This window comes from Arthrobacter tecti (genome assembly GCF_054511355.1).
In genome coordinates this window covers 132697-144958 of sequence record NZ_JBTNCT010000005.1, presented here as the reverse complement: position 1 = coordinate 144958, position 12262 = coordinate 132697, and the positions used below count along the sequence as shown (strand labels likewise).

Below are 12262 nucleotides of genomic sequence, written 5' to 3'. Positions count from 1 at the left end.
CTGTAGTCCTCATTTGTTGACGGCGCTTGTCGTTGCGAAGCGACAAACACTGACGCTGGAGAGCCGATGATTCTACCGGCCGACTGCTTCTACGATGAGCATCATGGAAGAGACCGCTGATCGGCCCGGGAAGGACGGCCACGTGGGACCTAAGACCCTTGATGGGCTGCTGGCGGCGGGGATGGCTCTTGCCGTCGCCGTCGTGATCGCTTCGGACATCGAAGGCACCGGGGCGGCGAACCTTGGCGCGTACGGCTTCGCAGTCGGGTTTGGTCTGCTCATGCTGGTTCGCCGCCGCTACCCCCGGACGGTTCTCTGCTTGACGATCTTTGGCATATTCGCCTACTACTCCTTCGGATACCCGCCGATCGGCATTTCACTGCCCGCAGTCGCTGCCCTCTACTCGACCGCCGAGTCCGGGCGGACGCGCTGGGCTGCCGGAGCCGGGGCGATGCTAGTGGCGGTCTCTGCCTTCTTCCTCATCTCAGAGGGCAAGCCCACCGCATACCTGCTCAGCTACGAACTCATCACCAATATCGCCCTGATAGGCGCCGCGATCATCCTGGGGCTGAACGTCCGGATGCGCAGGCAGACCAAGGAACAACAGGCGAGACTTGACGTGCTGACCGCCGCCGATCGCGCCAGGCATGCCGAAAGCCGTGTGAGAGAGGAAAAGATTCGCATGGCCCGGGACCTGCATGACGTCGTCGGTCACACCATGTCCGTCATCGCCGTCCACAGCAATGTCGCGGCCGAGGCGATCGGCCGCGACGACGAAAACGCCGCACGCGCCGTCGAACAGATCCGCACCGCGGCCACCCGGACGATGGCGGAGCTGCGCTCCACCGTCAAGCTGCTGCGTTCCCCAGAGTCCGGTGAAGCACGTGCGGCAGTCGGTCTGGACGGCGTGGATTCCGTGCTGCGGGCGGCCCAGGAAACCGGTCTAGTGTTGCGATCAAGCATCGCGGTGGACACCAGCGGGCTCTCCAGCGCAGTTGATGCCGCCGCGTACCGGATCATCCAGGAATCACTGACCAATATCATCCGCCATTCCAACGCGACAAAAGCACAAGTCACGGCCTCAGTGGACCGCGGCGTCCTGAAAGTGGAAATCTACGACGACGGTAATGGACTCGGCCAGGCCCAACTGTCCGATACCGACCCAATGGCCACCGGACATGGCCTGATCGGAATGCGTGAACGGGCCACAGCTCTGGGAGGCTACCTCAGCGCCAAAAACGCGCCGGGCGGCGGGTTCACCGTCAAAGCACAACTACCCACCAGACTGGACCCATGATCCGGATCATACTGGTCGATGACCAGGAACTCGTTCGCACCGGCCTTCGGGCCCTCGCCGAAAACGACGGCGACATCACCGTAATAGCTGAGGCAAACAACGGGCGAGCCGCACTGGCCGCCGTCAAACAACACAACCCCGACGTCGTCCTGATGGACATCCGCATGCCGGAGATGGACGGCATCGAAGCCACCACCAAAATAGTTTCCGATGAGAACCTCAAAGACGTCCGCGTACTGATTCTCACCACATTCGATGAGGACGAGAACGTCTTCGACGCCATCCGAATCGGCGCCGCCGGTTACCTGCTCAAAGACATCTCCGCCCTCGAACTGCGTCAAGCAATTCGCCTCGTCGCCTCGGGCGAAGCTCTGCTGTCACCATCCATTACCCGCAAAGTCATGAACTCCATCATGGGCACTCAAAGACCCACGTTGGACGAACGCGCATTAACCCATCTCACCGAACGTGAGCGGGAAGCACTCACCGAAATCGGACGAGGACTATCCAACGACGAGATCGCCAAGAAGCTGCACATCAGCCCCGCAACCTCCCGCACCTACGTCAGCAGACTCCTGGCCAAACTGCACGCCAGAGACCGCGCACAACTCGTCGTGCTGGCCTACGAAACAGGCCTCATCAAACCCGGCACCACCGAGAAAACGTGCTGAGGTTGGGGTGTGAGCGGCGAGCGTTCCTCCTACAGAACGGGTTCTCCCGTCACCAGGGAGGGCCCTATCGCTGGTGACGTTCTGAGCCGTGCTTTGGCATAGTCGCTGTATGGCTTGGTCTCCAGAACGCCATGCACTACAGCACCGCGTCGCCGTCGTCGCGAGGGCCACGCGTGGCGCCGGACGAGGAATCGCCGCTGCGCTGGGGGAGCGGGTGCGACAGTAATATGCACCGGGCGCAGCGGCGCGGCCGGCAGCGATCCGGTCCGGCCCGGTCCGGTCCGACTACGACACCCGTCCCGAGACAATCGAGCAGACCGCCGAGCTCGTCACCTCGCTGGGCGGGGTCGGCATTCCGATACAGGTGGACCATTTCGACTCCGCCCAAGGCCGGGCACTGGCCGAGCGAGTTCGCGCCGAGCACGGAGGCCTCGATGTGCTGGTCAACGACATCTGGGGCGCAGAGCTACTCAGAGGCCGCACGGCCAACTGGAACACGCCGATCTGGGAGCACGCGATCTCGATTGAGTTGGTGCACTTCATGGCGCGAGTTCCTTCAGGATGTGGGGCGACATGGTGTTGTTCGCTGCGGGGATGTCAGGTCGGGTCAGGCGCGTAGAACCTGGTGGTGGCTTCGACTGCGGACGTGACGTGCTCCGGTTCACCACCAGCGGCCAGGTGAGCCTCGCCCCAAGCCGCGGCGCTGCGCCGGATGAACTCGCGCCCTTCGGGCGACTTCTCGACCACCTCGTGATCTGCGGTCGCGCCACCGGCCAACAGCTGGGCCAGGGCGAGGAGATGCAGGTCCCAGCCAACGCCGCCGGCGCCGGGGCCGTAAGTCGGGAAGAGAGGCTCCTCGACGACCGCTGCGTGGATCAGTTCGAATTCGGTGTCCCCGGCCGAGCCAGGAGACAGGCGCACCTCGACCTCGCTCGTGCCGGGCCAAGCGTCGGCGCCTGGCCCGAACATCCAGGACACCCGCAGCAGGCGCGGCGGCTCGCACAGGAGGATTTCGCCGTGCTCGCCACCGTCCAGCTCGAATGCTCCGCCGAGGCGCAGGTCGCCGGTGACCGGCTTCATCCAGCGGCCCAGCCGCTCGGGACTGGTAACGGCGTCCCACACATCGTCGAGGTGCGCGTCGTAGCGACGCTTCAGCTCCATGGTGTAGGCCTCACCGGCGGGTAGGGTCGCCGTGCCCATCCTCCGGCGGGCGGCGGTCAGTTCGTCGAGTACATCCTTCATTGTCATATCCCTTTCGCTGATGAATCGGTCTTGTCTGCATCGGTGCTGGGCTCGGCCGGTCGGGTGAGCTTTCCACCAGCCGAAGTCCGAGTTGCACGCCTGCCCCGGGCCAGTTCGGTTTCCAGGGCGTCGAGGCGTTGGTCCCAAAACCGGCGAAATCGGTCCAACCATGCGTCGACCTCGCTCAGCGGCCCGGGCTCGACGGAGTACAATCGGCGAGCACCTTCAGTCCGCACCGACGTGAACCCGCTCTCGCGCAGCACGCGCAGATGCTGTGAGACACCCGGCTGGGAGAGCCCGAACTCGGCCCGGATTACGTCCGTGATCGCACCAGAGGTCTGCTCGCCGTCGGAGAGCAGCTCCAGTATGCGGCGGCGTCGAGGGTCGCCGAGGATGTCGAATGCGTGCATGAACCGAAGTGTATCTGTCTCTACTTATATAAGCCAGACTGGGTACTTGAAACCACGTTCGACTTGTCATAACCGGCTCCGGCATGGCCAGGTAAGCAAATCCCCTCGTCACCCCTCCGGCAGTAGAAGCCATCGAAGCTGGGCTCGATGCCCGACGAAGTAACCGTGGAGTCGACGCCCATTGACATCCGATGACCTTCTCCATGCGTGTGTCGAACGAGACTGACATACGGCGTCAAGTGAGACCGACATAGCCAATCAAGCTGGGCCGTTCGCGGTAAAGGCCCGAAGTGATCGGCGAACACCGATGGGATGACCTCCTAGAGCTGCTGCACCCGGAATTCTCGTGTCGCTACGTATACACGGGCTAGACCTTCAACCGCGACACCTGGGTGCGGATCAATGCGGACTATCCAGGTTTCCAAAATTTTCACCTTAGGGACTGCATAGCCAATGGCGAACGGGCAGCCGGTCGGGCGCACGTCACGGGAACAAGCCAAGGACAGTTGCAGCATTTCGAAGTCGCAACCTTCATCACGGTGCGTGACCAGCTCATTGCCGATATGACTGAGGTCTGGACCGGCCTCGAAGAAATCGCACCCGAAGACACTCGCCCACGTGACGCCCGCATCCTCCAACCAGACCGTCCCAAATGCGCTTGTTGCATCAAATCGTTTCGCTGGTTAACGTTTTGCGCAGACGACTTCCGACAAGTGCAGGATTGCGCGCGGGACTTGGGGCATTCGAATGACAACAGGCGGCTGCACAATGCCCGAATCCACCAGGTAGGCAGTGCAGTCGACATCGGAAACTGACATTGGACCGCTGTCGTTAGGGGCTGGCCTTACGGGACGAATCCAAGGCCTGTTCCCTCGAGCGCGTTCAGCGACCGGGTGCTGCACGAAAGCGAAGTGGTGATCAATCAGCGGCTGGCGAGCCTGCGCGCCAGCGGCGTCGGGTGCGTAAGGATCACTCGTACGCCGTCGCACCACTCGGTGACTCGTTCGGCTTCCTGTTCCAGCGCCGTGCGCGCCTCATGCCCGATGTCCTCCAGGCCTTGCAGTTCAACGACGCCGTGGTCGTCTTGACGCCAGCCTCCGACGACGCGCCCGTCCCACCAGGCGGTGGGTCCGGCGTTGCCAGCGGAGTCGATGAGGTCGGCCGTCCGTTGTTCGCTGAGGTACCAGTCGCGCTGTTGCCAGCCCATCGTGGTCGGGTCCAGTGGCGGGAGCAGAGCTGCCCACGGCGTGACGTCTGGTTCGGGGTCGAGGTCGTCGGGAAGGAGCCACCCGGTGCCGTCGCTGAGCGCAACTTCGACCGCGTCGAGGTCGGCGAGGGCGTCCCGCACGAGGCCGAGGGTGGTGCCGGTCCACCACTTGAGGTCGCGCTCGGTGCCCGGCCCGAAGGCGCGTAGCCAATGCCCGACGAGCCACACGGCGCCATCACGCTCGGTCCACGTCTCTGACTCGGAGCCCGTCCATTCTTCGGTCCGGACCCACCGGTGGCGCGGCATGCGCCAGTGACCCTCGCTGGGACCGCGCACGAGGAGGCCGCGCGCGGACAGCACGGTTAGCACCCGCGGACCGATAGCCACCGTGCCCGCCCACGTGGTCCCGGCCCCCTGCGGGTAGGACCCGGCGAGCGTCGGAAGCTCGGCACGGAGTTCGGCCGAGTTCCGCGGCCGCCCGTCTGCAAGCAGAGCGAGCACCTGCGCCATCGCGTTCTCCAGCCATCGCTGCCCGTCTCGGTGAAGTCCGTGGCGCTCGACGTCACGCTCGAGCCCGTTGCGCTCCGCTCGCGCGATGCGGTCGCCGACCGCCGCCTGCACCGGCCAGAGCGCGTCCGCAGGTAACGCGAAGACTGTGCGCCGCATCGCCAGGTCCTTCACGAGCGTGCGGTCATTCTCAAGCGAGCGGCGGACATCCGCAACTTCGACGTCGTTGACCCGCGCGCGACACGACAGGAACACCGTGGAGGGGTCAGTCGAGTGGAGGGCGACCACGTCGCGGGCGGCGGTCACCACATCCGGCGCGCGATGCTGCGGCGCGACGTGATGCCGGCGAGCCAGCCGCGACCTTCGCTCAAGGTCCGAAACGGTTCGCACGGGACCCATGCCAGCGGCGGCCATCTCAAGCGCCGCGCGGTTCCGGCTCGACCTCGGGTTCGACGCCGAGCGCCGGCATTGCCTCGAGAAGGGTCTGGTGGATGTAAGCGAGATTCGGGTCGGACCACTCTGTGACATCTGAGTCCGAATCGGCCTCCCAGTCCAGATCAGGAGCCTCGCCATGTTTGTACACCCACCACATGTTGCCCCATGGGTCGATCATCCGCGAGAAGTCCGTTCCGAAGAAGTCGGTCAGTTGGGTCACGATCCGCGCGCCGCGCTCGGTGGCTTGCGCCAGGACATTCTCCACGTCGTTGACGTAGATCTGTGTCAGTTGAGGGAGGAAGGGCCAGCCCGGTTTGCGCTCCCCGAACATTAGCGTGGTGCCGCCGATCTCAAGTTCTGAGTGGATGAGCAGGCCGTCGACATCGACGGTGCGGGCGTCGACGTGCTCCTCGCCGCCGAACACCTCCCGGAGGAAGGCGATCAGCCCCTCGACATCGTGGGTGATGAAGAACGGATTCAAGGTGGAGAATCCGGTCGGGGTCGGGGCGGTGTCCATGGTGGTCCTCCTGTCGGCGGCTGTTTGTCTGGTGTCTCCACCCTCGCCGATCGGCCGCCCCATGGTCTTGAAGAAATGCGCCAACCTCACTCGGTCGACGCCGCGAGGATGCGCGCCGGCGTCTCGCCTCGGACGCGTCGCAGCTCGCGGGTCAGATGGGCCTGATCTGCGTAGCCCACAGCGACGGCGACCTCGGACGGCGGCACACCCTCGCTGAGTAGCCGGTAGGCACGGCGGGAGCGGTCGAGTCGTTCGATCTCTTTGCGTCGGAGACCCGTGACGGACAGGAACCGACGCTGCCAACTCCGTCGGGACAATCCGCGATCATCCCCGCCTAGCGCCCGCCGGATGTTGGCATCTGCCACTATCACTCCGTCGGTCAGGAGCCGCGACACGAACGTTTCAAGTTCCTCCCACTCGGGGACCGGGTAGGAGCGTACCCCGATAGTCACCCGTCCACCGGCAACGGGTAGCTCGGCGATCGCACCGCGCAGTAACGCCTTATCGACACCCGGAATCACAGCATGTGCAGCTAGCTCAACGCCCCAGTACCACTCTCCGACACGTGAACGGATCGGAAGCCCTTCGATCCGCGGACCTGCAAGCTCCGCCGCGAGGGAACCGTCCGGCCGACGGATAAACGAGAGACCCCAGTGCTCACTCGCCTCATCTATGTAGTCGGCGTCCTCGTCGGCGAAAGCGCGCCAAACAGTGACGATGTCGGCACTGGTCGAGGCCCGCTGCTCCCACATACGCTCAGAGTAGAACACGATCATCTTCCGATTGCGGAGGCATGCAGCTTGCGCAGGGCGCCGCCGCGCAGACGGTGACGCGCAACGTGATCCATCCCCAGCGTCGCTATCGGCCGCTGCCGCCCAAGCTTCCGCCATGCGACGCCATGCGACGCCCGGTCGGCACGGCCCGGACCGACCACGGGGCATCCCATAGTGGGATCCCCCACGGGGACAACAGTCGGGCGTTGGATCGGCTGGCTGGGGGTGACGGGCTCAGAGGAGCAGGATCGGAGCCATCTTCAAGTTCACCGATGATTTTCGGTGGTTCGTCACGTCTATGACTGTGTATGGCAACGAAGTTGCCCGAGATACATGGCCCGCGGACCTTAGTATTGTTAGCCATCCAAACGCAGGGATAGAGGAGTGAGTTTAGCCATGAAATGGACCTTAGAGGTGTTGGTTGTACCGGTGGCTGATGTCGACCGAGCCAAGGCTTTTTACTCAGAGAAGCTAGGCTTCGCCGTCGACCACGACATCCGGCCGCCAGGCCCGGGAAACCGGCTTGTCCAGTTGACGCCACCGGGCTCCGGCTGTTCGGTCGTGATCGGCGAGGGCGTTGTGCCGCACATGCCTCCGGGCTCCATTCAGGGCCTGCAGCTGGTCGTCCCGGACATCACGAGGGCGCACGCGCAGCTGGTCGAGCGGGGTGTCGAGGTCAGCGAGATCCAAGCTATGGGTGGGGACGAGGACGCGGTGCGGCAGGGCGGGACGGCGCTCGACAACGTCGGGTTCGTGTTCTTCCGCGACCCGGACGGCAACGGCTGGGCCGTGCAGCAGATCTCCGCACGAGGGTGACATCGTGATCTGCGCATGGACCGGTCAGGTGCTCCCCTCTCAGGAATCAGTCTTGTCTGACATGGTCGAGGCCGTACTCTGCGCCCGGGAGACGATGCGACCGTGACTACCCGCACCGCGGCAGAACTGGTCGCTGAATTCGAGTCCGTTGCCGACACAGCGAAGTATCCCAACAAGCACTATCGCGGCTCCGGCGAGGTTATCGGCGTACGAATGGGCACGCTCTTCGACCTCGCCAAGCGAGCGAAGGACATGCCTCTGCCCGAAGTTGAGAAGCTGCTCGATCGTGCCGCCTACGAACCACGGCTCGCTGCGTTTTGCATTCTGGACTTCGGCGTGCGCGGCAAGCGCGTCACGGATGACGAGCGCGAAGCGCGCTATCGACTCTATGTTGACCGGCACGATGCGATCGACACGTGGGATTTGGTCGACCGGGCTGCGCCACGGGTAGTGGGCGAGTACCTGCGTGAGCGCTCCCGCAAACCGCTGTTCGAGCTTGCCGCTTCGTCCGATCCATTGAGGAAGCGCACTGCAATGACAGCGCCGCTCATCTACACCCGCCCTCCGCAGACAGAGGGCATCGCCGACCTCCTGAAGCTCGCCGAATTGCTTATGGACGATCGCGATCCCGTGGTGTCCAAGCCGGTCGGCATCGCTCTCAAGCACGCTGGCGCCGTCGCGCCCGAGGCGGTGCTGCGGCTGCTCGAACGCCTCGGCGATAAGGTTCCGCCGCCGATCCGTCGTGAAGCCCGAGCAAAACTGCCCCGATAATGGTGCGGGGCCCGGGGCTCATCGTTCGTATCGCAAGAGGAACCCCTTGCGGGCATGGTCAGGCGATCGGTCCGAAGAGCTTGTTTCTGTCGTGGCCGAGGTTGTCGGCGGCATTGAGGACGTCGATGAGTTGGCGTTCTTCGTAACGGAAATGTGTTTCCATGACGGCTTCTATCCCGTCAAGATGGCGCAGTTTTTCGTCGGTGGATGCGCCGGTTTCCAGGGCGTGTTCCAGCCCTCCGATCAGGTACTCGATCATGCTGTGGTCCTGGGAAAGTTTGGCGATGACCGGCGCCAGATCCGGGCGCACCTCAGTGATCTTCGGGAAAAGGGAACTGTCCTCGCTCCTGTGGTGACCGGCAAGGGCTATGCAAAATCCGCGGCAGTACAGCAGCAGATCCCTAGACGATTCCGGGGGAGCATCGCTTTCCACTGATTCACGGACTACGGCCAGGGCTTGGCGGAGCCTGTGGTGCACTTCTTGTAGTTCGTTGCCCCAGGCGGTGAGCCTTTCATGATCCAAGGATGCCCTCCTGCTGCAGCCATCGCTCACAGGCGGCGGACCATTGGGCGGTATGGGCGATGCTGGTGTGGCCGTGTTTGCCATATACCGTCCCGTCGGCCATGCCGAGGCCGTGCCACCCGTGGGGATAGATGTGAAGTTCAACGGCGACATCTGCCTCGACCAGGGCGTGTGCCCAAGCCAGAGCGTTGGGAAATCCGGGCGGGTCTTCGGCGGTTGCCCACACGAACGTTGGACAGGTGCGTGAGTCCAGATGCCGTGCCGGTGAAAGTTCGTCTTTGAGGTTTATCAGCTCTCCCAGCAGTGCCTCAACGGCTTCCTCGGGCAGCAGGTGGAGATCCGCGACGGCGTAGGCAAGAATGGCGAAGTCTGGCCGTGGAGGCTCACCGGTGAGGGACTCGATTGACAGGACGGTTCCTGCCATGAGCAGTCCGGCGAGATGGCCGCCGGCGCTGGAGCCGATCACGCCCACACGTCTGGCGTTCACGTCCAGGCCATGGCCACCCTTCCGGATGTATTCCAGTCCTGCCCGCGCGTCCTGAAGCGGGGCCGGGAACCGGTCCGGCAGCAACCGATAATTCACGACGAAGGAGTGCAGGCCTATCGAACTCAACCAGCGGGCGTACCCCTCGCCCTCATGCCGGGTGTGTTCCCGGAAACCGCCGCCGGGAAGAACCAGGACCGCCGGCCGCGGACCGGCGAAGTCCTGATCGGCTGGGTAGATCTCAATATCAAGGGAGGAAAATGCAGATCGTTCAGAGATGGCTGAAGCCACCTTTCACGCTACAACGCCTCCATGCCTGGCGCAGTCCGCCATCGACACGCGACGCTGTGAGGAACGCTACCAAGCCGACAACGCCCAGGCAACTGAAACCGCCGAGCACGGGTGTGTCGCTCGCGCCCGAGCGGCACGAGCGACACAAACCCTCAGTCGACAGCGATGCCTTCCAACTCCAGCATTTGACCGGGGATTGCCAGGCGTGAGACCCCGGGCATCGTCGTGGTAGGTGAGACGCTGGCCGCACCCAGTCGCGCTGCGAGCAATCCGTAGTGAGGGAAGAGCTCGTCGATGTCGGTCGTGTAAACGTTCAGTCGCACGGGGTTTCCCAGAGACATACCTGCTGCTGCGAATACCGCTTCGAGGTTGTCGACGCTCAACGCGAGCTGCGCTGCAATGTCGCCGTCGTGCTCGGGGCGGCCTTCCTCGCTTGTCGCGGTCTGCCCTGAAATATACAGCGTGCGAGTCTCGCCGGCGACGACCTCACCCTGGTTGAATCCCATCTCCAGCGACCACGTGACGGGGTTCACTGTTGTTCGTTTCAGTGCCATCTTCTGCTCCATTCGTTGTTCGAGCTGCGACCGGCGGTTCGGTCGAGCTGCGCGCCGAAGTCGACGATATTCTGAGCTTTTCAACGAATCACGACACCTCATGTCGTGTATTTCCCAGAGAGTTTCTTATGCGCGCAGCTCGGCTAGTCTCACTCGTGCTGTTGCTGCGCCACCGCGGTCGCCTTACGGCAACTGAGCTGGCTAAGGAGCTGGAAGTTTCCACTCGAACTGTTCTGCGCGACATGGAGGCCCTATCCGCGGCAGGTGTGCCTGTGTACTCCGATCGTGGTCGGCACGGTGGATTTTCTCTATTGCCAGGCTTCCGCGCCGAGCTGACCGGCCTGAATCACGAGGAAGCTCTCGCCCTACTTACTACCGGATCAGGACGGGGCGAGAAGGTCTTCGGTTTGAGTTCCGCGCTTGCCTCTGCGATGCGGAAAGTGGTCGATGCAATGCCCGAGCGCAACCGTGCTGGCCTGGACGACGCCGCCAGACGGTTCCTTGTCGAGCCGGAGACGGATCTCCTCTCACGGCGACTGGTCATCGAGAACGTGGCGAGCGAGGTGATGAACGAGGTCCGCCACGCGGTGCTCACCGGTCACAAGCTCCGATTCGACTACGCCGGCCCCGACAAGACGCCTCGCCTGCACACCGTCGATCCGATCGGCCTGGTCACCGTCCGTGACCGCACCTACCTGCTGGCTACCAAGGCCGGGGACGACCGCACCTACAGGGTTTCGCGCATGCTGGACGCCGAGGAGCTTCCTGAGATGGCGGAGCGTCCGGCTCAGGTTGACCTCGACCGGATCTGGACCGAACGCAGCGATCAGTTCCTTTCGGAGAACCACATCCCGGTCATCGTCAGGGTCAAGCCATCGCGATGTGAGGAGTTGCTGAGCACCGCGAGCGCTGTCCGATCCGAGGAACTGGAAGCGGACGACTGGGTTCGGCTGGACCTGACCTTTGAGGACCTGCGACACGCGGTATGGGCTATCTGGCAACTAGATACCGCTGCCGAGGTTCTTACCCCCGACGCGCTTCGGACCGCACTCCATCAACGTGCAAAAGCAATCTCTAGTCGCTACGAGCGTTGACTGATGAACAGCGCCCCTGCCGATGCAACGAGCGCCTGTGCAGGCTAATTCTGACGTTTGCACAGATAGCTTCTGAAACTGACACTTCCGGATGCACGCGACATTGCAGCCGGACTCAGCCGTGAGGGCGTACCAGTGAGCCCGGCGCCGGCGTCTACGATCCCACCGTTCCGTTGGGCGCCTCCTCTTCAACGTCCTTGGGCTGGTCGCTGAATTTGAAGCCGACCTCATTCGAACGAGAACTCATGAGTGCATGGCAGTCGCAAAGCCAAAGGTCGGCTGCGAGGTAGGATGCCAAAGCTCACCGCCCCACAGCGTCGGCACATGCTCGAGCGGCGCGACCTCTTCAGAAAGCGCGGTGAGTCGACTAATCGAGACGACCATCGATTACGTGACGATCATCTTGGTGGTTAAGCGTCTACATCAGAATGTCACCTACTCCGTTACTCTTTCTACGACTTGTATAGGACAGCCGACGGGCGAATGTGGCGGGAAGCTGGGTGGGCCGTAAAGGTTGCAGATCTCCGGAAGACCCGTAACACACCACGGCTTCACCCTCGACTGTGAAGAACCGCTTAGGCGGCAGGTTTAGCGTCGACGGATTGCCACCCACAATCCACATCGTCGGCAAATGTGCGCTGCACCGTCAGCTAGCGCGTGCAGCTTCTGC

14 protein-coding genes are annotated in these 12262 nt (G+C 63.3%); 6 read left to right on the top strand and 8 right to left on the bottom strand.

Features of this window, described 5'->3' with window-relative positions:
• Positions 1 to 103: 103 nt before the first annotated feature.
• Both ACX80C_RS08490 and ACX80C_RS08485 read left to right on the top strand, forming a co-directional pair.
• Positions 104 to 1297, top strand: coding sequence for a sensor histidine kinase (locus ACX80C_RS08490; protein WP_459326022.1), 1194 nt, complete (start codon positions 104 to 106; stop codon positions 1295 to 1297).
• On the top strand, positions 1294 to 1968 hold the full coding sequence (locus ACX80C_RS08485) for a response regulator (RefSeq protein ID WP_459326021.1): 675 nt from the start codon (positions 1294 to 1296) through the stop codon (positions 1966 to 1968). Before ACX80C_RS08490 ends, ACX80C_RS08485 begins: the two co-directional genes overlap by 4 nt.
• Positions 1969 to 2565: 597 nt before the next feature.
• Here ACX80C_RS08485 and ACX80C_RS08480 read toward each other — a convergent pair.
• The 5 genes from ACX80C_RS08480 to ACX80C_RS08460 all read right to left on the bottom strand — a co-directional run bounded on the left by ACX80C_RS08480 (position 2566) and on the right by ACX80C_RS08460 (position 7038).
• A complete protein-coding gene (locus ACX80C_RS08480; RefSeq protein ID WP_459326020.1) occupies positions 2566 to 3216 on the bottom strand; it encodes an SRPBCC domain-containing protein in 651 nt (216 codons plus the stop codon).
• Complete coding sequence (locus ACX80C_RS08475) at positions 3213 to 3620, bottom strand: ArsR/SmtB family transcription factor (RefSeq protein WP_459326019.1); 408 nt, start codon at positions 3618 to 3620, stop codon at positions 3213 to 3215. Before ACX80C_RS08475 ends, ACX80C_RS08480 begins: the two co-directional genes overlap by 4 nt.
• A gap of 922 nt (positions 3621 to 4542) precedes the next feature.
• Positions 4543 to 5724: a winged helix DNA-binding domain-containing protein gene (locus tag ACX80C_RS08470; protein ID WP_459326018.1), complete on the bottom strand. Its 1182-nt coding sequence runs from the start codon at positions 5722 to 5724 to the stop codon at positions 4543 to 4545.
• Between the two features lie 25 nt (positions 5725 to 5749).
• Positions 5750 to 6286 carry a VOC family protein gene (locus ACX80C_RS08465; protein ID WP_459326017.1) on the bottom strand — a complete coding sequence of 179 codons (537 nt, stop codon included), beginning with the start codon at positions 6284 to 6286 and terminating at the stop codon, positions 5750 to 5752.
• Between the two features lie 86 nt (positions 6287 to 6372).
• Positions 6373 to 7038 carry a helix-turn-helix domain-containing protein gene (locus ACX80C_RS08460; RefSeq protein WP_459326016.1) on the bottom strand — a complete coding sequence of 222 codons (666 nt, stop codon included), beginning with the start codon at positions 7036 to 7038 and terminating at the stop codon, positions 6373 to 6375.
• 417 nt (positions 7039 to 7455) lie between these two features.
• Here ACX80C_RS08460 and ACX80C_RS08455 point away from each other — a divergent pair, with 417 nt between their 5' ends.
• Both ACX80C_RS08455 and ACX80C_RS08450 read left to right on the top strand, forming a co-directional pair.
• Entirely contained in the window at positions 7456 to 7875 is a 420-nt protein-coding gene (locus ACX80C_RS08455; RefSeq protein WP_459326015.1) for a VOC family protein, read from the top strand.
• A gap of 102 nt (positions 7876 to 7977) precedes the next feature.
• A complete protein-coding gene (locus ACX80C_RS08450) occupies positions 7978 to 8646 on the top strand; it encodes a DNA alkylation repair protein (protein ID WP_459326014.1) in 669 nt (222 codons plus the stop codon).
• Positions 8647 to 8704: 58 nt separating this feature from the next.
• Here the strand turns inward: ACX80C_RS08450 and ACX80C_RS08445 are convergent, their stop codons facing one another.
• From ACX80C_RS08445 to ACX80C_RS08435, 3 genes are all read right to left on the bottom strand, one after another.
• A complete protein-coding gene (locus ACX80C_RS08445; protein WP_459326013.1) occupies positions 8705 to 9253 on the bottom strand; it encodes a hemerythrin domain-containing protein in 549 nt (182 codons plus the stop codon).
• Positions 9159 to 9944 carry an alpha/beta hydrolase gene (locus ACX80C_RS08440; protein ID WP_459326012.1) on the bottom strand — a complete coding sequence of 262 codons (786 nt, stop codon included), beginning with the start codon at positions 9942 to 9944 and terminating at the stop codon, positions 9159 to 9161. The genes ACX80C_RS08445 and ACX80C_RS08440 overlap by 95 nt, the downstream gene beginning before the upstream one ends.
• A 152-nt stretch (positions 9945 to 10096) precedes the next feature.
• On the bottom strand, positions 10097 to 10492 hold the full coding sequence (locus ACX80C_RS08435; RefSeq protein ID WP_459326107.1) for a RidA family protein: 396 nt from the start codon (positions 10490 to 10492) through the stop codon (positions 10097 to 10099).
• Between the two features lie 134 nt (positions 10493 to 10626).
• Here ACX80C_RS08435 and ACX80C_RS08430 point away from each other — a divergent pair, with 134 nt between their 5' ends.
• Both ACX80C_RS08430 and ACX80C_RS08425 read left to right on the top strand, forming a co-directional pair.
• On the top strand, positions 10627 to 11592 hold the full coding sequence (locus ACX80C_RS08430; RefSeq protein ID WP_459326011.1) for a helix-turn-helix transcriptional regulator: 966 nt from the start codon (positions 10627 to 10629) through the stop codon (positions 11590 to 11592).
• 202 nt (positions 11593 to 11794) lie between these two features.
• Positions 11795 to 12103, top strand: a complete 309-nt coding sequence (locus ACX80C_RS08425) for a hypothetical protein (protein ID WP_459326106.1) — start codon at positions 11795 to 11797, stop codon at positions 12101 to 12103.
• Positions 12104 to 12262: the final 159 nt, after the last annotated feature.

What these genes read in the sequence shown, in the direction of transcription:
- ACX80C_RS08490 (WP_459326022.1), top strand. Translation starts at nt 104, where the DNA reads ATGGAAGAGACCGCTGATCGGCCCGGGAAGGACGGCCACGTGGGACCT.
- ACX80C_RS08485 (WP_459326021.1), top strand. Translation starts at nt 1,294, where the DNA reads ATGATCCGGATCATACTGGTCGATGACCAGGAACTCGTTCGCACCGGC.
- ACX80C_RS08480 (WP_459326020.1), bottom strand. Translation starts at nt 3,216, where the DNA reads ATGACAATGAAGGATGTACTCGACGAACTGACCGCCGCCCGCCGGAGG.
- ACX80C_RS08475 (WP_459326019.1), bottom strand. Translation starts at nt 3,620, where the DNA reads ATGCACGCATTCGACATCCTCGGCGACCCTCGACGCCGCCGCATACTG.
- ACX80C_RS08465 (WP_459326017.1), bottom strand. Translation starts at nt 6,286, where the DNA reads ATGGACACCGCCCCGACCCCGACCGGATTCTCCACCTTGAATCCGTTC.
- ACX80C_RS08460 (WP_459326016.1), bottom strand. Translation starts at nt 7,038, where the DNA reads ATGTGGGAGCAGCGGGCCTCGACCAGTGCCGACATCGTCACTGTTTGG.
- ACX80C_RS08455 (WP_459326015.1), top strand. Translation starts at nt 7,456, where the DNA reads ATGAAATGGACCTTAGAGGTGTTGGTTGTACCGGTGGCTGATGTCGAC.
- ACX80C_RS08445 (WP_459326013.1), bottom strand. Translation starts at nt 9,253, where the DNA reads ATGGCAAACACGGCCACACCAGCATCGCCCATACCGCCCAATGGTCCG.
- ACX80C_RS08430 (WP_459326011.1), top strand. Translation starts at nt 10,627, where the DNA reads ATGCGCGCAGCTCGGCTAGTCTCACTCGTGCTGTTGCTGCGCCACCGC.